The organism is Aquibium sp. A9E412 (genome assembly GCF_030398335.1).
GTDB lineage: Bacteria > Pseudomonadota > Alphaproteobacteria > Rhizobiales > Rhizobiaceae > A9E412.
This window is the reverse complement of record NZ_JAOAOP010000027.1, coordinates 25149-46163: the sequence shown is the minus strand read 5'-3', so window position 1 is coordinate 46163 and position 21015 is coordinate 25149. Positions and strand designations below refer to the sequence as shown.

At 72.4% G+C, this 21015-nt stretch carries 19 protein-coding genes, 1 other RNA gene and 1 pseudogene; 1 reads left to right on the top strand and 20 read right to left on the bottom strand.

The window, feature by feature from the left end:
- Positions 1-197: 197 nt before the first annotated feature.
- The 13 genes from N1F89_RS11715 to mraZ all read right to left on the bottom strand — a co-directional run bounded on the left by N1F89_RS11715 (position 198) and on the right by mraZ (position 14992).
- Positions 198-1124, bottom strand: a complete 927-nt coding sequence (locus tag N1F89_RS11715) for a D-alanine--D-alanine ligase (protein WP_290084274.1) — start codon at positions 1122-1124, stop codon at positions 198-200.
- 205 nt (positions 1125-1329) lie between these two features.
- On the bottom strand, positions 1330-2295 hold the full coding sequence (gene murB / locus N1F89_RS11710) for a UDP-N-acetylmuramate dehydrogenase (RefSeq protein ID WP_290084273.1): 966 nt from the start codon (positions 2293-2295) through the stop codon (positions 1330-1332).
- Positions 2292-3704, bottom strand: coding sequence for a UDP-N-acetylmuramate--L-alanine ligase (murC, locus tag N1F89_RS11705; RefSeq protein WP_290084272.1), 1413 nt, complete (start codon positions 3702-3704; stop codon positions 2292-2294). Before murC ends, murB begins: the two co-directional genes overlap by 4 nt.
- Complete coding sequence (gene murG / locus N1F89_RS11700) at positions 3701-4828, bottom strand: undecaprenyldiphospho-muramoylpentapeptide beta-N-acetylglucosaminyltransferase (protein WP_290084271.1); 1128 nt, start codon at positions 4826-4828, stop codon at positions 3701-3703. The genes murC and murG overlap by 4 nt, the downstream gene beginning before the upstream one ends.
- A 2-nt stretch (positions 4829-4830) precedes the next feature.
- Positions 4831-5982, bottom strand: a complete 1152-nt coding sequence (ftsW, locus tag N1F89_RS11695; protein ID WP_290084270.1) for a putative lipid II flippase FtsW — start codon at positions 5980-5982, stop codon at positions 4831-4833.
- Between the two features lie 4 nt (positions 5983-5986).
- On the bottom strand, positions 5987-7381 hold the full coding sequence (gene murD, locus N1F89_RS11690) for a UDP-N-acetylmuramoyl-L-alanine--D-glutamate ligase (protein ID WP_290084269.1): 1395 nt from the start codon (positions 7379-7381) through the stop codon (positions 5987-5989).
- A gap of 9 nt (positions 7382-7390) precedes the next feature.
- The gene (gene mraY, locus N1F89_RS11685; RefSeq protein ID WP_290084268.1) at positions 7391-8473 is read right to left on the bottom strand and encodes a phospho-N-acetylmuramoyl-pentapeptide-transferase; all 1083 of its coding nucleotides are present in this window, start codon (positions 8471-8473) and stop codon (positions 7391-7393) included.
- 22 nt (positions 8474-8495) lie between these two features.
- Positions 8496-9929 (bottom strand): UDP-N-acetylmuramoylalanyl-D-glutamyl-2,6-diaminopimelate--D-alanyl-D-alanine ligase, encoded by a 1434-nt coding sequence (locus N1F89_RS11680; RefSeq protein WP_290084267.1) that lies wholly within the window; start codon positions 9927-9929, stop codon positions 8496-8498.
- Positions 9926-11371, bottom strand: a complete 1446-nt coding sequence (locus N1F89_RS11675) for a UDP-N-acetylmuramoyl-L-alanyl-D-glutamate--2,6-diaminopimelate ligase (RefSeq protein WP_290084276.1) — start codon at positions 11369-11371, stop codon at positions 9926-9928. Before N1F89_RS11675 ends, N1F89_RS11680 begins: the two co-directional genes overlap by 4 nt.
- 59 nt (positions 11372-11430) lie before the next feature.
- On the bottom strand, positions 11431-13140 hold the full coding sequence (locus N1F89_RS11670) for a penicillin-binding protein 2 (RefSeq protein ID WP_290084266.1): 1710 nt from the start codon (positions 13138-13140) through the stop codon (positions 11431-11433).
- On the bottom strand, positions 13137-13508 hold the full coding sequence (locus tag N1F89_RS11665) for a hypothetical protein (protein ID WP_290084265.1): 372 nt from the start codon (positions 13506-13508) through the stop codon (positions 13137-13139). The genes N1F89_RS11670 and N1F89_RS11665 overlap by 4 nt, the downstream gene beginning before the upstream one ends.
- A gap of 9 nt (positions 13509-13517) precedes the next feature.
- Positions 13518-14531 (bottom strand): 16S rRNA (cytosine(1402)-N(4))-methyltransferase RsmH, encoded by a 1014-nt coding sequence (gene rsmH, locus N1F89_RS11660; protein WP_290084264.1) that lies wholly within the window; start codon positions 14529-14531, stop codon positions 13518-13520.
- Positions 14528-14992 carry a division/cell wall cluster transcriptional repressor MraZ gene (mraZ, locus tag N1F89_RS11655; protein WP_290084263.1) on the bottom strand — a complete coding sequence of 155 codons (465 nt, stop codon included), beginning with the start codon at positions 14990-14992 and terminating at the stop codon, positions 14528-14530. The genes rsmH and mraZ overlap by 4 nt, the downstream gene beginning before the upstream one ends.
- A gap of 448 nt (positions 14993-15440) precedes the next feature.
- Between mraZ and N1F89_RS11650 the strand changes: the two genes are divergently transcribed.
- Positions 15441-16556: a cystathionine gamma-lyase gene (locus N1F89_RS11650; RefSeq protein ID WP_290084262.1), complete on the top strand. Its 1116-nt coding sequence runs from the start codon at positions 15441-15443 to the stop codon at positions 16554-16556.
- Positions 16557-16564: 8 nt separating this feature from the next.
- Here N1F89_RS11650 and N1F89_RS20695 read toward each other — a convergent pair.
- The 7 genes and pseudogenes from N1F89_RS20695 to N1F89_RS11620 form a co-directional block, all read right to left on the bottom strand.
- A pseudogene (locus tag N1F89_RS20695) lies at positions 16565-16624 on the bottom strand (hypothetical protein); the annotation flags it as partial.
- Positions 16625-16682: 58 nt separating this feature from the next.
- An RNA gene (gene rnpB, locus N1F89_RS11645) (RNase P RNA component class A) lies at positions 16683-17108 on the bottom strand.
- 70 nt (positions 17109-17178) lie between these two features.
- On the bottom strand, positions 17179-17913 hold the full coding sequence (locus N1F89_RS11640; protein ID WP_290084261.1) for a transglycosylase SLT domain-containing protein: 735 nt from the start codon (positions 17911-17913) through the stop codon (positions 17179-17181).
- Positions 17914-18129: 216 nt separating this feature from the next.
- Positions 18130-18891, bottom strand: coding sequence for an N-acetylmuramoyl-L-alanine amidase (locus N1F89_RS11635; RefSeq protein WP_290084260.1), 762 nt, complete (start codon positions 18889-18891; stop codon positions 18130-18132).
- Positions 18888-19598: a DnaJ family molecular chaperone gene (locus tag N1F89_RS11630; RefSeq protein WP_290084259.1), complete on the bottom strand. Its 711-nt coding sequence runs from the start codon at positions 19596-19598 to the stop codon at positions 18888-18890. Before N1F89_RS11630 ends, N1F89_RS11635 begins: the two co-directional genes overlap by 4 nt.
- A 212-nt stretch (positions 19599-19810) precedes the next feature.
- Positions 19811-20158, bottom strand: a complete 348-nt coding sequence (locus N1F89_RS11625; RefSeq protein WP_290084258.1) for a hypothetical protein — start codon at positions 20156-20158, stop codon at positions 19811-19813.
- A 169-nt stretch (positions 20159-20327) separates the two neighbouring features.
- Positions 20328-20849, bottom strand: coding sequence for a winged helix DNA-binding protein (locus N1F89_RS11620; protein ID WP_290084257.1), 522 nt, complete (start codon positions 20847-20849; stop codon positions 20328-20330).
- Positions 20850-21015: the final 166 nt, after the last annotated feature.

The window sequence follows — 21015 nt, the reverse complement described above, 5'->3', positions numbered from 1 at the left end:
GTGGCCGCCGGCGGCCACGCCGTAGAGCCCGGTGGCGGCGAACAGCGCCGCCGTCATCGCGGTCGCGGCGAAGGGCGGCGGCTCGAAACGGCCGGCCGCCAGCCGCGTGACGAGACGCGCAGGACGGCGCAGCCAGCGCGGCAGCACGACGGCCCTCGCCGGCGCACCGGCGCTTGCCGGCCTGTCATGTCCTGTCGTCAACGCGAACAAGAGGCGTCCTCCACCATCCAACGCAACAGCTCACCGAACCCATGCCCCGCCTCGGCGGCGATCTCGGGCACCAGGGAGGTCGGCGTCATGCCCGGCTGGGTGTTCACCTCGAGCCAGACGACCTCGCCGTTCTCCGAGTACCGGTCGTCGTAGCGGAAGTCCGAACGGGACACGCCGCGGCAGCCGATCGCTTGGTGCGCCTTGAGCGAGAGTGTCTGTATCTTTTGGTAAATATTCGGTGAAATTTTTGCCGGGCATTCGTGTTTCGAGCCGCCGGCGACGTATTTCGAATCGTAGTCGTAGAAGGCGTGGCCGACCGGCACGATCTCGCACACGCCGAGCGCCACGTCGCCCATCACCGCGCAGGTCAGCTCGCGGCCGTGCACGTAGCGCTCCACCATCACCGTGTCGCCGTACTTCCAGTCCGGCGCGCCGATCACCTGCGGCGGATGCGACTGGTCCTCGCGCACGATGACGACGCCGAAGCTCGAGCCCTCATTGACCGGCTTGACCACGTAGGGCGGCGGCATCGGGTGCCGGCTGCCGATCTGGAAGCGGTCGAGAATGCGCGCCTCGGCGACCGGAATGCCGGCCGCCCTGGCGACGGTCTTGGCGAGCTCCTTGTGCATGGCGAGCGCCGAGGCGAGCACGCCGGAATGCGTGTAGGGAATGGCGAGATATTCGAGGATGCCCTGGACGGTGCCGTCCTCGCCAAAGGGGCCGTGCAGCGCGTTGAAGGCGACGTCGGGCTTGAGGTCGGCCAGCACGCGCGCCACGTCGCGGTCGACGTCGATGCGGGTGACGCGGTAGCCCTCGGCCTCCAGCGCATCGGCGCAGGCCTTGCCCGACGACAGGCTGACCGGTCGCTCGGCCGAAAAGCCCCCCATCAGCACGGCCACATGCTTCATCGCCATCGAGCGATCGTCCCTCTCGCGTCCCGTCCCCGCGCTCCCCCGCATTGGCGCGTGAATCGGACCCGTCCGGGACAGAGCCCCGGACCGCACCGGCGACCGACTCAAATCAGGAAACGCTTTCGAGCAAAGAATCAGAGACGGGAGTCGCTGGCAAGTCCGGGCGAGTCCGCGCGGCCGGTTTTTTCGCCCCGGCCGTCCCGAACCGCTACAGCATCAGCCCGAGGAACGGGTCGATGGCATGGCCGGGCCGGAAGGCGCCGATGCGCCGGATTTCCCATTCCAGCCGCACGGCGGAATGCTCCAGCACGCGCGCGCGCACCGTCTCGCCGAGATATTCGAGATCGTAGCCGGTCGCCGTGCCGGTGTTGATCATGAAGTTGCAGTGCATCGGCGACATCTGCGCGCCGCCGATCATCAGGCCGCGGCAGCCGGCCTCGTCGATCACCTTCCAGGCCGAATGCCCGGGCGGATTCTTGAAGGTCGAGCCGCCGGTCTTCTCGCGGATCGGCTGCACCGTCTCGCGGTGCTGCTGCACGGCGTCCATGTCGCGGCGGATCTGCTCGCGCTCGGCCGGTTCGCCCTCGAACAGCGCCGCGGTGAAGATCAGATCGGCCGGCGCGGCCGCGTGGCGGTAGGCATAGCCCATGTCGGCGTTGGCGAGCACGTGCAGCTCGCCCCTGCGGTCGAGCGCGCGCACCTCGACGACGCGCTCGCGCGTCTCCACGCCGTTGGCGCCGGCGTTCATGCGCAGCGCGCCGCCGACGCCGCCGGGAATGCCGTGGTAGAAGTGGAAGCCGCCCAGCCCCGCCTCGAGCGCCACCGCCGCCAGCCGCTTGTCCGGCGTCGCCGCGCCGGCGCGGATCTGCCGCTCGCCGACCTGTTCGGCGGTGCCGAAGCCGCGCGCCGAAAGCCGCACGACGAAGCCGGCGATGCCGCCGTCGCGCACCAAAAGGTTGGAGCCGATGCCGACCACGGTGACGGGAATGTCGTCCGGCACGGCGCGCAGGAAGGCGGCCAGGTCCTCCTCGTCGGCCGGCTGGAACAGCACCTCGGCCGGGCCGCCGACGCGGAACCAGGTGATCTTGTCCATCCCGGCATCGGGCGTCAGCCGGCCGCGCAGGCCGGCCAGCCGGTCGCCGAGCCGGTCGAGAAGCGCACGTCCGTCGGTCATGCGGCGTCCTCGGCCGCCGCCAGCGCGTCGGGCAGCGCGTAGGCCCACTGGGTGATGTTGCCGGCGCCGAGGAAGATGACGAGATCGCCTGGCTCGGCCAGCGCGCGCACGATCGGCGCGATCGCCTCGGGTCCGTCGATCAGCCGCGCGTCGCGGTGGCCGGCCGCGCGGATGCGCGCCACCAGCCCGGCCGCGTCGACGCCCTCGATCGGCTCCTCGCCGGCCGGATAGACCGGCGCAACGAGCACCGTGTCGGCCTCGTGGAAGCAGGCAGCGAAATCGTCGTAGAGGTCGTGCAGCCGGCTGTAGCGGTGCGGCTGGGCGATCGCCACGACGCGGCCGCGCGCGGCGTCGCGCGCCGCTTTGAGAACGGCGCGGATCTCGACCGGGTGATGGCCGTAGTCGTCGAACACGCGCACGCCGTTCCAGCTTCCCGTCGGCGTGAAGCGGCGCTTGACGCCGCCGAAGCCCGACAGCCCCTTGCGGATCGCCTCGGCGCCGATGCCGAGCTCGTGCGCCACGGCCACCGCGGCGGTGGCGTTGAGCACGTTGTGCTGGCCGGGCATTGGCAGGCGCAGGCCGTCGATCCGCTCGACCGCGCCCGAGCGCCGGTCGCGCAGCGCCACGTTGAACACCGACACCGCGTCGTCCATGCGATGGTCGAAGCAGCGCACGTCGGCCTGCGGATTGGCGCCGTAGGTGACGACGCGCCGGTCCTCGATGCGCGAGACCAGCGCCTGCACCTCCGGGTGGTCGATGCACATGACGCCGAAGCCGTAGAACGGCACGTTCTCGACGAAGCTGCGGAACGCCTCGCGCACCTTGTCGAACGAGCCGTAGTGGTCGAGATGCTCGGGGTCGATGTTGGTGACGACGGCGATCTCGGCCGGCAGCTTGAGGAAGGTGCCGTCGCTCTCGTCGGCCTCGACCACCATCCACTCGCCCTCGCCCATGCGCGCATTGGTGCCGTAGGCGTTGATGATGCCGCCATTGATGACGGTCGGGTCGAGCCCGCCGGCCTCGAGCAGCGCGGCGACCATCGAGGTGGTCGTGGTCTTGCCGTGCGTGCCGCCGATCGCCACGCACTGGCGGAAGCGCATCAGCTCGGCCAGCATCTCGGCCCGCCGCACGATCGGCAGCAGCCGCTCGCGCGCCGCCGCCACCTCGGGATTGTCCTTGCGGATGGCGGTCGACACCACCACCACCTCGGCCGCGCCGAGATGGGCCGCGTCGTGGCCGATCGCCACGGCGATGCCCTTGTCGCGCAGCCGCTGGACGTTGGCGCTGTCGTTCTGGTCTGTCCCCTGCACGCGGTAGCCGAGCGTGTGCAGCGCCTCGGCGATGCCGCTCATGCCGATGCCGCCGATCCCCACGAAGTGGATCAGCCCGATGGTCTGCGGCATGGTCATGGCCGCGCTCCGCGCTTGATGGCGTCGATTGGCATGCCCGACGCAATAGCTTCTGTGAGGTCGGCAAGCAACTCGGCCGCCTGCGGCCGGCCGGCCGCCTGCGCCGCCCCGGCCATCGCGGCGAGCCTTTCGGGCGCGTTGATCAGCGTGCCGAGCCGCTCGGCCAGGCGCTCGGGCGTCAGCATCGCCTGGGCGTGCACCTCCGCCCCGCCGGCCGCCGCCAGGGCAGCCGCGTTCGCCGCCTGGTCGTGGTCGAGCGCGTGCGGATAGGGCACGAGCAGCGCCGGCCGGCCGATCACGGCGATCTCCGAGACGGTCGAGGCGCCGGCGCGGGCGATGACGAGGTGGGCTTCGGCCATGCGCCGGGCCATGTCGGAAAAGAACGGCGAAATCTCGGCCGCGACGCCGAGCTCGGCATAGGCCGCGCGCAGCGCCGTCTCGTCCTCCGGCCGCGCCTGCTGGGTGACGGCGAGCCGCGCCCGCTCGCGCGCCGGCAGCAGCGCCAGCGCCGCGGGCAGCGCCTGCGAGAAGAACTGCGCGCCCTGGCTGCCGCCGAAGACGAGCAGCCGGACCGGCGCGCCGGCGGCCGGCGGCGCGTAGCCGGCCTGCGCGGCGGCGACGACCGGCGGGCGCACCGGGTTGCCCGTCGTCACCGTCTTGTGCGCGTGCGCGCCCTCGCCCTCGGGCAGGAAGCCGCCGGCGATCGCCGCGACGCGCCCGGCAAGCGCCCGGTTGGCGCGCCCCATCACCGCGTTCTGCTCGTGGATCAGCGTCGGCACGCCGCGCCGCGTGGCGGCAAAGAGCGGCGGCAGCGTCGGATAGCCGCCGAAGCCGACGACGGCGGCCGGCCTCAGCCGCGCGATCAGCGCCGAGGCCTGGCGCACCCCGCGCCAGATCGTCCAGCCGGCCCTGAGCAGGGCGAGCGGATTGCGCGAACCGATCGTCGCGGCGTCGACGGCGTGCACCGCCTCGGCTGGAAAGTCGGCGGCGAAGCGCTCGGCCCGCCGGTCCGTGACCAGGTGCACCTGCCAGCCGCGCGCGCCGAGCGCGGCGGCCAGCGCGGCGGCGGGAAACAGGTGCCCGCCGGTGCCGCCGGCCGACAGCAGGATGACGCCGCGCCGCATCGTCAGCCGGCCGCCGCGGGTGTCGCCGGCAGCGGCGCATGGGCCGGCCGGCGCTTCTCCGGCCGGCGCCGCGTCAGCGCCAGCACCATGCCCATCGAGATCGCCACGGCGACCAGCGACGAGCCGCCGTAGGAGATGAAGGGCAGCGTCATGCCCTTGGCCGGCATCATCTGCAGGTTGACCGCCATGTTGATGATCGCCTGGAAGCCGAACAGGATGACCAGGCCGCTGACGGCGAAGCGCGAGAAGTCGTCGCCCTCGCGCGTGGCGATCCACAGCCCGCGCAAGACGACGAAGGCGAACAGCGCCATGATGATGAAGCACAGCACCAGGCCGAACTCCTCGCCGGCCACGGCGAAGACGAAGTCGGTGTGGCTGTCGGGCAGGATGCGCTTGACGGTACCCTCGCCCGGCCCCTGGCCGAACCAGCCGCCGCGCACCAGCGCCTCGCGGCCCATGTCGACCTGGAAGGTGTCGCCCTCGCCGGTGAGGAAGCGGTCGATGCGCCCGGCCACGTGCGGGAAGCTGAGATAGGCGAGCACGCCGCCGCCGACGGCGAGCGCGGCGAGCAGGCCGATCCACAGCCAGGGCAGCCCGGCGACGAAGAACATCGCGCCCCAGGTGCCGAGCACCAGCACCGTCTGGCCGAGGTCGGGCTGGGCGACGAGCAGCGCCAGCACCAGGCCGAGCAGGATCATGGCGAACAGGTTGCCGGGGATCTCCGGCTGGCGCGCGTGCTCGGCGAACAGCCAGGCGCAGATCACCACGAAGGCGGGCTTGAGATACTCCGACGGCTGCACCGACAGGCCGCCGAGATAGATCCAGCGGCGCGAGCCCTTGACCTCCAGGCCGACATAGAGCGTCGCCACCATCAGCACCAGCGAGACCGCCAGCATGACCAGCGCCAGCCGGCGGACATGGCGCGGGTCGAGGAACGAGACGCCGATCAGCGCCGCCAGCGCCGGCACCATGAAGATGATCTGGCGGGTGACGAAGTGGAAGCTGTCGAGGCCGAGGCGCTCGGCGACGGCCGGGCTGGCGGCGAAGGACAGCACCACCCCGAGCCCCATCAGGCTGAGGAAGGCGGCGAGCAGCCAGCGGTCGACGGTCCACCACCAGTTGGCGGCCGGGCTGCGGTCGGTGCGGCTGACCATCGGCTTATCCTCCGATCACGGTGATGTCGTCGAGGGCGGTGACGGCGGCGCGGAAGGCCTCGCCGCGGACCTCGAAATTGCGGAACTGGTCGAAGCTGGCGCAGGCCGGCGACAACAGCACCACCGGCTCGGCCGCCGGGTCGGCCGCCGCGTCGGCCGCGGCGCGCGCGACGGCCGCCTCGATCGTGCCGGCGATCTCGTAGGGCACCGCCCCGCCGAGGGTGGCGGCGAATGCGGGTGCCGCCTCGCCGACCAGATAGGCGCGCGCGATGCGCGGCCAGAAGCGGGCCAGGCCGTCGATGCCGCCCTGCTTGGGCAGGCCGCCGGCGATCCAGTAGATGCGCTCGAAGCTCGACAGCGCCGGCGCGGCGGCGTCGGCGTTGGTCGCCTTGGAATCGTTGACGAACAGCACCCGGCCGCGCCGCGCCACCTGCTCCATGCGGTGGGCGAGGCCGGGGAAGCTGGCGAAGCCGGCCTGGACCGCGTCGGCGCTGAGCCCGCAGGCCAGGCAGGCGGCGAGCGCGGCGAGCGCGTTCTGCGCGTTGTGCCGGCCGCGCAGCGCGCCGATGCCGGCGAGCGAGGCGAGCGGCGTGCGCCGGCCGCCCGCGATCTCCAGCAGCGTATCGCCGTCGGCGAACAGGCCGTCGGCCGGCGGCGTCCGCGTCGCGATGCGCCGGACCGTGCGGCCGGCCGCCTGCAGCCGGTCGGCGACGGCCGCCGAGCGGGCGTCGTCGGTGCCGACGATCGCCACCGCGCTGCCCTCCACCAGCCGCGCCTTGATGGCGGCGTAGTCGTCCATCGTGCCGTGCCGGTCGAGATGGTCGGGGCTGATGTTGAGCAGCACGCCGGCGCTCGGGTCGAGCGAGGGGGCGAGGTCGATCTGGTAGGACGAGCACTCGACCACGTGGCAGCGCGCGGCGGCCGGCGGCGCGAGCGACAGGACCGGTCGGCCGATGTTGCCGCCCATCTGCGCGTCGCGGCCGGCCGCCGCCAGCACGTGGGCGATCAGCGCCGTGGTCGTCGACTTGCCGTTGGTGCCGGTGATGGCGACGAACGGCGCGTCCGGCGCCAGCCGCCGGCGCTCGCGGCAGAAGATCTCGACGTCGCCGATCACCTCCGCCCCCGCCGCGTGCGCCAGCGCCACGCTCCAGTGCGGCCGGGGATGGGTGAGCGGCACGCCGGGCGACAGCACCAGCGCCGCGGTGCCGGTCCAGTCGTGCGCGCGCAGGTCGGCCGTCGCGATGCCCGCCGCGCCGGCCCGCGCCACGCTGTCGGGGTTGTCGTCCCAGGCGGTCACCGCCGCGCCGCCCTCGGCGAGCGCGCGCGCGGTCGCCAGGCCCGAGCCGCCGAGCCCGAACACCGCCACCTTGCGCCCGTCGAAGCTGTGCGCCGCGATCATCGTCCGCCCCTAGCGCAGCTTGAGGGTCGACAGGCCGATCAGCGCCAGGATCACCGCGATGATCCAGAAGCGGATGACCACCTGGCTCTCGGTCCAGCCGAGCTTCTCGAAATGGTGGTGGATCGGCGCCATCAGGAAGACGCGCCGGCCGGTCAGCTTGAACACCGCCACCTGGACGATGACCGACAGGATCTCGACGACGAACAGGCCGCCGATGATGGCCAGCACGATCTCGTGCTTGGTGGCCACCGCGATGGTGCCGATCAGCCCGCCGAGCGCCAGCGAGCCGGTGTCGCCCATGAAGATCGCCGCCGGCGGCGCGTTGAACCACAGGAAGCCGAGCCCGGCGCCGATCACCGCGCCGAGCACCACGGCGAGCTCGCCGGTGCCGGGCACGAAGTGGATCTGCAGGTAGTCGGCGAAGATGGCGTTGCCCGACAGGTAGGCGATGACGCCGAACGAGGCGGCCGCCACCATCACCGGCACGATGGCCAGCCCGTCGAGCCCGTCGGTCAGGTTCACCGCGTTGCCGGCGCCGACGATGACGAAGGCGGCGAACGGCACGAAGAAGATGCCGAGATTGAGCAGCAGGTCCTTGAAGAAGGGAAAGGTGAGCGAGGAGGAGAACGGCGCCTGGCCGGCACGCATGATGATCCACGCCGCGAGGCCGGCGATGACGAACTCGGCGCCGAGCCGCGCCTTGCCGGAAAAGCCCAGATGCGACTGCTTGGTGACCTTGAGATAGTCGTCGTAGAGGCCGATCAGGCCGAAGCTGACCGACACGATCAGCACCGCCCAGACATAGACGCTGGCGAGGTTCGCCCACAAGAGCGACGAGCCGACGATGCCACACAGGATCATCAGCCCGCCCATCGTCGGCGTGCCGGCCTTCTTGAAGTGGGTCTGCGGCCCGTCGGCGCGGATCGGCTGGCCGCGCCCCTGGCGCACGCGCAGCGAGTTGATGATCGCCGGCCCGAACAGGAAGACGATCAGCGCCGAGGTGATGAGCGCGCCGCCGGTGCGGAAGGTGATGTAGCGGAAGACGTTGAAGGCCGCGAAGGTGTCGGCGAGTTCGACGAGCAGCAAGAGCATGGGAAACCCCCGGCGGTTCGGTTCAGGCCGTCATCGGCCGCTCCGCCCGCGGCGGATAGGTTGTCGTCAGCGCCGCCACCAGCCGGGCGAAGCCCATGCCGTTCGACGACTTGATCATCACCGCGTCGCCGGCGCGCACGGTCTTCATCAGCAGCGGCCGCAGCGCCTCCGCGCTGTCGCGGTACTCGACCTGGAAACCGCCTTCGAGGCTGTCGGCGAGCGCCTTCATCTCCGGCCCGGCGAGCAGCACGACGTCGATGCCCGTCTCGCCGATCGCCTCGGCCAGGCCGGCATGCAGCTTGGCCGAATGGGCGCCGAGCTCGAGCATGTCGCCGAGCACGGCGATGCGCCGGCCGCGCTCGCCCACCGGCGCCGCGTCGAGCAGCCGGATGGCGGCGCGCATGGAGGCCGGGTTGGCGTTGTAGCTCTCGTCGATCAGCGTCAGCGTGCCGTCGGGATGGGCGAGTGCGTGGCGCCGGCCGCGGCCCTCGTCGGGCGCGAACTCGGCGAGCGCCATCGCCACCTTGGCGAGATCGGCCCCGACGAGATGCGCCGCGCCCATCACGGCGAGCGCGTTCTGCACCATGTGGCGGCCCGGCGCGCCCATCTTGGCGATCACCTCCTGGCCGGCGATCTTGGCGGTGAAGGTGGAGTTGTCGGGGTTGAGCTTGCACTTGACCAGCTTGAACTGGGCGCGCTGGTGCTCGCCGAAGCCGAGCACGCTCTCCACCCCCGCCTGGCCGGCCAGCCGCGACAGAAGCTTCCAGCGCTGGTCGTCGCGGTTGATGACGGCGTGGCCGCCCGGCTCGAGCCCCTCGAAGATCTCCGCCTTGGCCGCGGCGATGCCGTCGAGGTTCTTGAAGTTGCCGAGATGGGCGGCGGCGATCAGCGTGACGATGGCGACGTGCGGGCGCACCAGCTTGACCAGCGGGCGGATCTCGCCGGCATGGTTCATGCCGATCTCGAACACCGCATAGTCGCTGTCGGCCGGCATGCGGGCGAGCGTCAGCGGCACGCCCCAGTGGTTGTTGAAGGAGCGGTCGGCGGCGTGCACGCTGCCGACGGTGCCGAGCGCGTGGCGCAGCATCTCCTTGGCCGTCGTCTTGCCGACCGAGCCGGTGACGGCGACGATCCTCGCCTTGCTGCGCGCGCGCGCCGCCGCGCCCAGCGCGCGCAGCGCCTCCAGCACGTCGGGCACGACGAGCATCGGCGCGGCCAGCCGGCCGAGCGCCGGCAGCTTGGCCTCCGAGACGACGAGCAGCGCGGCACCTGCCGCCATCGCCGCGCCGGCGAAGTCGTGGCCGTCGAAGCGGTCGCCCGTGATGGCGAAGAAGGCGTCGCCGGGCGCGAGCGTGCGGCTGTCGATCGAGATGCCGGTGATGCCCCCGGGCAGCCGGCCGAGCGGCCGCCCGTCGGTCGCCGCGACCAGCGCCTCCATGGTCCACAACAGGCTCATGCGGCGCCCTCCCGAAGCGCGGCGGCGAGCTCCTCGTGGTCGGAGAAGGGCAGCGTGCGGCCGGCGATCTCCTGGCCCGGCTCGTGCCCCTTGCCGGCGACGATCAGCGTGTCGCCGGGCTCCAGCATGGCGACGGCGCGGCGGATCGCCTGGCGGCGGTCGCCGATCTCCTCGGCGCCGGGCGCGGCGGCCAGGATGGCGGCGCGGATCGCGGCCGGCTCCTCCGAGCGCGGATTGTCGTCGGTGACCACGACGACGTCGGCGAGTCGCGCGGCGATCTCGCCCATGATCGGCCGCTTGCCGCGGTCGCGGTCGCCGCCGCAGCCGAACACGACGACGACGCGGCCGGTGGTGAAGGGCCGCACCGAGGCGAGCACGTTCTCCAGCGCGTCGGGCTTGTGCGCGTAGTCGACATAGGCCGGCGCGCCGGCCGCCGTGGTGCCGACGAGCTCGAGCCGGCCGGGCGCGCCGGAAAGCCGCGCCAGCGCCGCGAGCGCGGCCTCGGCGTCGCTGCCGGTGGCGATGGCGAGACCGGCGGCGACCAGTGCGTTGGCGATCTGGAAATCGCCGGCCAGCGGCAGCACGATCTCGTGGATGCGCCCGCCATGGGCGATCTCGGCGCGCTGGCGGAAGCGCTCGTGCTCGACGCGCTTGAGCGTCAGGAAACCGCCCTTGCGGCCGACGGTGAGCACCTCGAGGCCGGCCGCCCGCGCCGCCGCCGCGCTCGGCGCCGACCAGGCGTCGTCGGCGAAGATGACGGCCGGCGCGCCCTTCGGCAGCAGCGTGTCGAACAGCCGCATCTTGGCGGCGTGATAGGCCTCCACCGTGGGGTGGTAGTCCATGTGGTCGCGGCCGAGATTGGTGAAGCCGCCGGCGGCCAGCCGCACGCCGTCGAGCCGGCGCTGGTCGAGGCCGTGGCTCGAGGCCTCCATCGCCGCATGGCTGACGCCCGCCGCGGCGAGCTCGTCGAGCAGCCGGTGCAGCGCGATCGGATCGGGCGTCGTCAGCGAGCCGTATTCGACGCGGCCGGGCGCGGTGACGCCGGTCGTGCCGATGCTGGCCGCGGCGCGCCCGGCATCGGCCCAGATCTGCCGCGTGAAGGCGGCGACCGAGGTCTTGCCGCTGGTGCCGGTGACGGCGACCATCGTTGCCGGCTGGCGCGGATGGAGCCGCGCGGCCGCCAGCGCCAGCGCCCGGCGCGGATCGCCGACGCGCACCACCGGCACCGCCAGCTCTGCGACGTCGGCGTCGCGCGCGGCGACAATGGCGGCGGCGCCGCGCGCAACCGCCTCGCCGGCGAAGCGCGCGCCGTCGGCCTTGCTGCCGGGCAGCGCGAAGAACACGTCGCCCGGCGCCACGGCGCGCGAATCCGCCGCCAGTCCGCCGACCGCGATCGGCGGCAGCGGGGCCTCGGCATCGAGCGCGTCGGAAAGGTCGGCCAGGCTTGTCACGGTCGGGTCGGTCAAGATGTCGGCACGCTCTCCAGGGCTGGGCGACGGAATCACTGCTGCGAGACGAGCAAAGCGTCCCTTTCATGGCCGAATTCGGGCTTCACGCCAAGCAGCGGCGCCGCGCGGCGGATGATGCCGCCGACCGTCGGCGCCGCGTTGAGGCCGGCCGTGGCGCCGATTCCCTCGCGCTCCGGCTTCGGCTCGTCGAGGATGACGAGCACGACATAGGCCGGGTCGTCGGCCGGGAAACCGGCCAGGAACGCGTTGAAGCGCTTGTCGGAGGAATAGCGGCCGTCGACGACCTTCTCGGCCGTGCCGGTCTTGCCGCCGACATAGAAGCCCGGCACCTCGGCGCGCCGGCCCGACCCGCGCTCGACGTTGAGGCGGAACAGCCGGCGCATCAGCGCGCTGGTCTCGGGCTCGAGCACCTGCTCGGCGACCGCGTCGGCCCGGGCGCGGCTGCGCGGCAGGAAGGTCGGCTGGATCAGCCGCCCGCCATTGAGCATGGCGGCGGCCGAGACCGCCGTCTGCAGCGGCGTCGTCGTCATGCCGTGGCCGTAGGAGATGGTGACGGAGCTGATCTTCTTCCACTCGGCCGGCTCGGTCGGCCGCGCCACCTCGGGCAGTTCGGTGTCGAGCCGGTCGAGCAGGCCGATGCGCTTGAGGAAGGCGCGATGGCCCTCGACGCCGACCACATCGGCCATCTTGGCGGTGCCGATGTTCGACGAGTAGATGAAGATCTCCGGCACGGACAGCACGCGCCGCTTGCCGTGGAAGTCGTTGATGGTGAAGCCGGCGATGCGGATCGGCCGCGAGGCGTCGAAGCTGTCGGTGATCGCCACCTTGCCCGAATCGAGCGCCATCGCCGTGGTGAACGCCTTGAAGGTCGAGCCCATCTCGTAGGCGCCGGCCGACATGCGGTTGAGGCGGTCCTTGTCGAGGGCGTTGTACGGGTTGTTCGGATCGTAGTCGGGCAGCGAGGCCATCGCCACCACCTCGCCGGTGCGCGCGTTGAGCATCACCGCGCCGGCGGCGATCGCCTTGTAGCGCTCCATCGCCTGCACGAGCTCGTCGCGCACGATGTGCTGGACCCTGAGATCGATCGACAGGCGCACGGGGGCGAGCTCGCCCTCGACGGCGAGCCCGGTCGCCTGCAGGTCGGCCAGGCCCTGGTCGTCGACGTATTTCTCCAGCCCGGCGATGCCCTTGTTGTCGATGTTGACCAGGCCGAGCAGGTGCGAGGCGGTCGGCCCGCCGGGATAGAAGCGCCGCTTCTCGGTGCGGAAGCCGAGGCCGGGAACGCCGAGCGCCAGGATGTCGGCCTGCTGGCGCGGCGAGAGCTGGCGGCGCAGCCACACGAAGCCCGCATCGCTCGCCAGCCGGCGGTAGGTCTGCTCGTAGTCGAGGTCGGGCAGCACGGTGGCGAGCTTCTCGATCGCCTCGTCGACGTCGACGATGCGGCGCGGCTCGGCGAACAGCGAGGCGGTCTTGATGTCGGTCGCCAGCACCTCGCCGTTGCGGTCGACGATGTCGGGCCGCGAGGCGGTGATGCGGGCGCGCGGCGCGTTGCCGGCGGCGGCGTCCTGCAGGCCGAGATGCACCAGGCGGCCGCCGATCGCGCCGAACACGGCCAGGAACACGACCATGGTCATGGCGAGCCGGCTGCGCGCCCGGCCGCCGGTCGCCTTGCGCGCGCCGTCGACGACGATGGCGCCGCCTGCCGCCGCCGCGGCGCCGCGCTGCCGCACGAGCCGCATCATCGCACCACGCTCCCGGTCGTCGCCGGGTCCTGGCCGGTCGCCGCGATGCCGCCGAGCGGATGCGTCGGGTCCTCGATCCGCATCGGCCGCACCGGCAGGTCGTCGAGTTCGGCGATCTGGCCCGCCTCGACCGGCGCCAGGTCGAGCTCGGCGGCGTAGACCTCGGTCAGCCGCTGCAGCCGCGCCGGCTGGGTGAGCAGGCTCCAGTCGGCCTTGAGGACGTCGATCGTGTCCTTCTCGAGGCCGATGGCGGTCTGCAGCGCGCGCACGCGGTCGAGCTGGTTCTCCGCCTCGTGCTTGGTGGTGTAGGTGAAGGCAGCCGCCGAGACCATGACGGCAATCAGCACGATGTCGAGGGTGCGGAACACGGGCAACGCCTACCTTTCGATGTCGATGGATGCGAGGTCGGGCAGACCGAGCCCGGCGGGATCGGCGGGCCGCGCCGCGGCGTCCGTGCGCGTCGCCGCACGCAGCCGCGCGGAGCGGGCGCGCGGGTTCTGCTCCACCTCGGCCTGCGACGGCGTGACCGGCCGGGCCGGCTTGCCGAAGGTGGCCGGCGCGGGGGCGACCGCCGGCAGGTGGCGCGAGCCGCCGGCCGGGCCGGCGGCGGCGGCCAGGAAGCGCTTGACGATACGGTCCTCCAGCGAATGGAAGGTGACGACGGCGAGCCGGCCGCCAGGCTTCAATGCGCGCTCGGCCGCGTAGAGGCCGCGCGCCAGCTCGCCGAGCTCGTCGTTGACGAAGATGCGCAGCGCCTGGAAGACGCGGGTGGCGGGATGGATCTTGTCCTTCGGGTTGCGGCCGACCGTCGCCTCGATCAGCCCGGCGAGCTCCAGCGTGCGCGCGAAGGGCTGCCCGGCGCGCCGGCGCTCGATGGCGCGCGCGATGCGTCCGGCATGCCGCTCCTCGCCGAGCAGGCCGAAGAGGCGCGCCAGCTCGTTGGCCTTGAGCCGGTTGACGACGTCGGCCGCGCTCGGGCCGGTGCCGCCCATGCGCATGTCGAGCGGCCCGTCGTGGCGGAAGGAGAAGCCGCGCTCCGCCTGGTCGAGCTGCATCGACGACACGCCGATGTCGAGCACGACGCCGTCGACCGGCTCGCCGGCCAGCGTGTCGAGCGCGGAAAAGCGCCCCTCGACGAGCCGCAGGCGCCCGCCGGCCGCCGCCTCGCGGGCGCGGCCGGCCGCCACGGCCGCCGGATCGCGGTCGATGGCGACGACGCGCGCGCCCGCCTCGAGCAGCGCGCCGGTGTAGCCGCCGGCGCCGAACGTGCCGTCGACGACCAGCGCGCCGGACAGCGGCGCCAGCGCGTCGCGCACCGCCTGGAGGAGAACCGGAATGTGGCGGGCCGGTCCGCCACCGGCGCCTTGCGGATCGCCGGGGCCCGCCATCATTCCGTTCTTTGCGCCGGCGGCCGCGCGGCCGCCTGGCGAAGCCGGGAGAGCCGGGCGCGCACCTCCGCGCCATGCGCCGCGAGGCGCTTCGGCTCCCACATCTGGAAGAACAGCCCGCGGCCGACGAAGGCGACCTCGCGGTCGATCCCCGTATGCGCGCGGATGAAGTCGCTCATCGTGATGCGACCGTCCTGGTCGATCTTCAGGAACGTCCCGTCGCCATGCACGAAGAACGACATGTCGTCCGCCGTCTGCAGGAACGGATCCTCCTGGGCGATGCGCGTCTCGTAGCGGTCGAGCAGGTCCGGCCCGCCGACATCCATCGCCGGCACGTCGAGCGCACGCAGCGCATAGAGCTCCGAGTAGCCGCGCTTCTGGACCACGCTGCGGAAATGCGCCGGCACCGACACCCGTCCCTTGGCGTCGACCCTGTTGACGGCATTCGACAGAAACCGGTCCATGGCACAAGGCGGCCTGCGCCGCCGTTCCCCTCTGCATCGCCCCGCCCGCGCCCTCGCGCGGCTCCTCGGATAAAGGCCCCCCGCCTGAACACACAGATGCCGTGTCCGGGCGCCGCTCTCTTGCGGGTCGCCCGACGTGCACCGCACCTCGAACTGAGACGAAAACCTGACTGGGTTTATGGGATATCATGGGCCATCATGGGCGTCAACGGGAACAGCCTCCACAATGCGGGGCGAAGACCCCACTTCCGGCCTTTGCCGCGCACCCCGCCACTTATTCCCCATTAAGGCTAACGAAGCGTTTAGACGGCGCAGGCAGCGCCCCGCCGCCGTGTCGGCGCCGCCTGCGCGGCGATGCCGCGGCCGCGCGCCGCGCGCGGTTTCCGCCCGGCCGCGAAATGCTCTACACGTTTGGCGCCGCACGACGGCCGACACAGGATCGCCAGCCATGACCGACGCGCTCGACCGGCGGCTCGCCCGCCTCTCCCACCTTCGCCGTGAGGCGCTGTCGCCGGGCGACCCGGTGGCGCTGCCCATCGTGCCGGCCTCGATGTATCACCTGCCGGGCGATCCCGCCGGGGTGCGCCAGTACGGCCGCTTCGCCAACCCGACGACCGAGGGGCTGGAGGACGCGCTCGGCCATCTCGAGGAGGCGGCCGTCGTCGCCCTGCCGTCCGGCATGGCGGCGATCGCCGCGCTGTTCTACGGCCTGCTTGCGACCGGCGACCGGGTGCTGCTGCCGTCCGACGGCTACTACACCACGCGCCGCCTGGCCGAGCGCTTCCTGGCGCCGATGGGGGTGGCCTGCGACACGCGTCCGACGGCGGCCTTCCTCGACGGCGGCTTCGACGGCTACCGGCTGGTGCTCGCCGAGACGCCGGCCAATCCGGGCCTCGACCTGTGCGACATCGCCGCCGTCGCCGAGGCCGCGCATGCCGCCGGCGCGCTCCTGGCGGTCGACAACACCACCATGACGCCGCTCGGCCAGCGGCCGCTCGATCTCGGCGCCGACCTCGTCGTCGCCTCCGACACCAAGGCGCTGAACGGCCATTCCGACGCGCTCTACGGCCATGTCGCGGCGCGCGACGGCGCGCTGATCGACCGCCTGCGCGACTGGCGCACGCTGGCCGGCGCCGTGCCCGGCCCGTTCGAGGGCTGGCAGGTGCATCGCGGGCTGGAGACGCTGGAGGTGCGCTTCGCGCGCATGTGCGCGACGGCCGAGGCGCTGGCGCCGCGGCTGGCCGCCCACCCGGCCGTCACGGCGCTGCGCTATCCCGGCCTGCCGCAGGACCCCGGCCACGCGCTCGCCGGCCGGCAGATGCGCTGCTACGGCTTCCTGATCGGCCTCACGCTCGCCTCGCGCAGGGCCGCCGACGCCTTCATCGAGCGCTGCACGCTGATCCAGCCGGCGACCTCCTTCGGCGGCGTGCACAGCTCGGCCGAGCGCCGCGCGCGCTGGGGCGACGCGGTGCCGGAGGGCTTCGTGCGGCTGTCGGTGGGCTGCGAGCCGGCCGAGGCGCTGTGGGCCGCGCTCGAGGCCGCGCTCGACCCGCTGGCGGCCTGACTACGGCCGCGCCGCGGCTCGAGCGTTTCCAGGCGAAGCGGACACCGGTTCGCCTGAAAACGCGCCAAACCAAGGACCTGGAGCCGATCCGCGCTTCCGTGAAAAGCAGATCGGCTCTGGAAAAGAGATGCCAGCCGGCCTGTAAGCCGGGTTCTGTATGGCCGGGCGCCGTGCGGCGCCCCGACGTGGCGGCCATTCCTCTGGGACCGATGTCGCCATCGGCCTCGTGCAACCTACCCGAACGGCTGGGCCGGAAACCGCCTGAAGGTCGCCCTTCGCGCCGTTCCTATTCGGTCTTGCTCCCGGTGGGGTTTGCCGTGCCGCTTCCGTTACCGGTCGCGCGGTGGGCTCTTACCCCACCCTTTCACCCTTACCCCGCCGGCGCACCGGCCCGAGGACCGGTCTGCAGACGGGGCGGTCTGCTTTCTGTGGCACTTTCCCTGGGGTCGCCCCCGCCGGACGTTATCCGGCACCGTGTTTCCGTGGAGCCCGGACTTTCCTCCCCGCCGGCATCCCGAAGGATGCCCGCGGAGCGGCCGCCCGGCCGGCTGGCAGGGCTTATAAAGGCATTCCCGCGGCAAAACGCAAACGCTTTCCGCCGCCGCGGGAGGATGGCACGGCGTCAGACGCCGAGGCGGCGCTTCACCTTGGCGCAGTAGGCGGCGGAGATCGGGTTCATCCGCTTGGCACCGTGGCCGGCGTTGTATTTCAGGATCGTCCCGCAGGTCGATCCGCCGCCGAGCTGATGGGCGCGGCCGAGATACATCATGCCGTACTTGATGTTGGTCTCGGGGTTGTAGAGCGCCTTGGCCGAGCCGCTGTAGCCCATGCCGCGCGCGGTGGCGAGCTTGAGCTGCATCAGGCCGATCTCGCCGGCCCGCCCGCGCGCGTCGGCCCGGTAGTTGCTCTCCACCGACACCACCGCATGGGCGAGCGACAGCGGCACGCCGTAGGTGCCGGCATAGCGCGTGATGATGGCGTCGAACGGCCGCCCGCCGGCGGCCGCCTGCTGCGTCGCGGGTGCCGGCTTCGCGGGTGCCGGCTTCGCCGCTGCGGGCGCCGCGGCCTCCGCCTCGGCCTGCGGCGCGGCGGAGACGGCGGCGGTGGTCGTCTCGTCGACCTGCGGCACGGTCACCATGCGGCCGCGGTCGACCCACACGGTCTTCACCGCGCCGCCGCCGGCCGACGCCGCCGCGTCGCCTTCCGCGTCGGCCGCGGGTGCGGCCGTCCCGGCCGCCTGCGGCTTGTCCTTGGCCGCCGCGATCATGCTCTCGGCGCGGTCGGGCGCCTCCTTGGCAAGCGCCGCGTGCGACAGGCCGGCCGCCAGCGCGGCCGCAATAACGGTCAGTCTTTTCATCGTCACCATTCGTTCGTTGGAGCGTGCGGCCGATCGCCCGCACGGTGTCTGCTGTCGGTCGTCTGGATGTCCGGCGCCAGCGCCGGCATGGGCGGCGCTGTGACAGGGCAAGGTGCACGAAAAAGGGAGGCCGCGGTCACTTTCGGTGTCGCGCGTTAACCTGCCATCAGCTTCCGCAGCGTGAGCCGCGCGGCGTCGAAGTCGGCGAAACGGCCGCTAGGCCGCACCCGGCAGGGCCGCGAGCAGCCGCCGCAGCGTCGCCTGCGTGCCGCCGTCGGCCACGCCGTCGACGCGGGCCGGACGGAAGTGGCGCTGGAAGGCGGCGACGACCGTCGCCGTCCTCTCGTCGTAGCGGCCGCTCTGCGCCAGACAGTAGCCGTAGCGCGCCAGATCGCGCTGCAGGGCGGCGACGGCCGCTCCGCCGCCGCCCGCCGCCGGACCCGTATCGTCGGCCGGCGGCGCCGGCTCGACCCAGTGGCCGAGGCCGGCCGCGGCGAGCCGCGCCCAGGGGAATTTCTCGCCCGGATCGACCTTGCGGCCCGGCGCGACGTCGGAATGGGCGAGCACGCGCGCGGCCGGAATCGCATGCCGGCGGGCGATGTCGAGGCCGAGCGCGATCACCGCGTCGATCTGGCGCGCGGGAAAGTCGGGATAGCCGAGATCGTGCCCCGGATTGACGATCTCGACGCCGATCGACAGCGAATTGACGTCGGCCTCGCCGTGCCAGCAGGCGCGTCCGGCATGCCAGGCGCGGTCGGCCTCGCGCACCATCTGCACGATCCTCCCGTCTTCCTCGACCAGGTAGTGCGCGGAGACCTCGGCCTGCGGATCGCACAGCCGCTGCGCGGCCGCCCGCCCGCTCGCCATGCCGGTGTAGTGCAGGATCAGCGCGTCGGGCCGGCGGCCGCCGCGCCGCGCGCCGCAATTGGGCGAGGCCGAGACCCGCGCCCCCGCATGGTCCGGCGCAAAGCCCCTCATGCGCGCTGGCGGGTGCGCTCGATCTGCGCGTAGGCGGCGTTGAGCGCGGCGATGCGGTCGTTGGCGATGGCCACGAACTCCTCCGGCACGCCGCGGCCGATCAGCACGTCGGGATGGTTTTCCGCCACCAGCCGCCGGTACTGCCGGCGCACCGCCTCGAAGGGCGCGTCCTGCGGCAGGCCGAGCACCAGATAGGGGTCGACGCCGTCGGGGTTGGCGTGCCGCGCCAGGATGCGGTCGAAATGGTCCTCGTCGATCTCGAAGATGCGCGACACGCGCTGCAGGAAGGCCAGTTCGCGCTCGTGCAGCACGCCGTCCGCCTTGGCGATGTGGAACAGCCCGTCGAGGATGTCCTCCAGCACCGCGCAGTTGCGCGCGCCCGAGCCGCACAGCCGCGCCATGCGCTCGGCATAGGCCTCGAAGCCGGCGACATCGCCCTTGGCCAGGTCGTAGAGCCGCGCGACGTTGCGCGATTCGCTCTGCGGCACGGCGAAGATCTCGTGGAAGGCGCGGATCTCGTCCTGGGTGACGACGCCGTCGGCCTTGGCCATCTTGGCCGACAGCGCGATCATCGCGACGGAGAAGGCGACGCGGCGGCGCAGTTGCGGATCGCCCTCGAAAACCGTGCGCAGCCCCTCCACGATCCCCGACAGCGCGCTGGCCGAGGTGCGGGAGAGGAAATCGCCAAGCCGAACCCAAATCGACATGGCGCAGTTCTAAAACCAAATTCGCGCCGACGCGAGGTCGAAACGCCCCATGCAAGGGGCTGCGACGAACCGTCTTTGCGGCGCCGCGCCACCCCGCTCAGGTTCGTCGCGACGGCGGCCAGCCCGGCCGCGGCACTGACGCGCGAAACCCGCGGCCGGCCGTCGGGCCGGTCGCGGGCTCGGCAGGGGTCTGCCGCGGGACGCGTCGGAACCTACTCGGTCGCCTGACGCACCTCGTCGCCGGCCTCCTCGATGGCCTCGCCGGTCTCCTCGATCGCCTCGTTCGTCTCCTCGACCGGGTCGACCTCGATGCTCTGCGTCGTGGTGTCGTCGGTCTCGGCGCCCTCGACGGGCTCCTCGGTCGCCTCCGGCTCGACGGCCTGCGTGGTCGTCTCGTCGGTGCCCATCTCGTCGGCGGGCTCCTCCATCGGCGTCACGTCGGTCGTCTCCTCGGTGATCTCCGGCTCGACCGACTGCGTGGTCACCTCGTCGGTGTCGCTGCACGCGGCCAGACCGAGCAGCGCGATGGAGGAAACGGATGCGATCAGCAGCTTCTTCATGACAAATCTCCTTCTTCGACGGTGGCGCCCTCGCAGGGCGCGTCGCCGGAGAAATGCCTTCCCCCGCCTTCGCGTTGCGTCACGAACGATGAAGAACGGTTACAATTCTCGCCGGGGCGGGGCGCGGCGCGCGGGGCGTCCGCTCCCGGTCGGCAGCGAGGCGGCAGCTCTACAGGCTGGCCGCCGCGCGGGCGGCCTGGTCGTACTGGCCGGAGATGGTGTGCATGGCCGCGGCGATCTCGCTCAGCGCCGTCTCGTCGAGCTTGAGATGCTTCAGGCTGTCGACCAGCAGCCCCTCGCGCACCCGGTGGTAGCGCGCGCAGGCCGCCAGCCCCGCCTCGGTCGCCCGCACCGTCTTCTCCTTGCCGCGCCGGCTCGTCGTCACCAGGCCGAGCGCGGCCAGCTTCTTGATGGCGTAGGAGGCGACATGCGTGTCCTCGATGTTGAACATCATGCAGATCTCGGCCAGCGTCTTGTCGCGTCCGCGATGCGCCACCGCATGCAGGATGTGCACGGCCGTCGGCTGCAGGCCCGGCACCCCGGCCGCCGCCATGCAGCGCACCATCCAGCGCTCGAAGGCATGATGCATCACCGTCATGGCGAACTCGACCTCCGACAGCGCCGGCATGCCGCCGGCGGCCAGGTGCGCGGCCGTCACCACCGGACCGACGGACTTGCGGGCGCTCGGCATGGTCTCACCTCGAATGCACGGTCTGCAGCCGGCGGAAAAAGCGGCCGGCAGCGCGACCGGAGCGTCGCATACGATGATAATTTGTCAACATATTATTGACGTTTTGCCGCAAACGTGGTTCCCCTTCCGCCTTGCCGGGACCGCCGGGCGCGGCTGCCGGAAACCA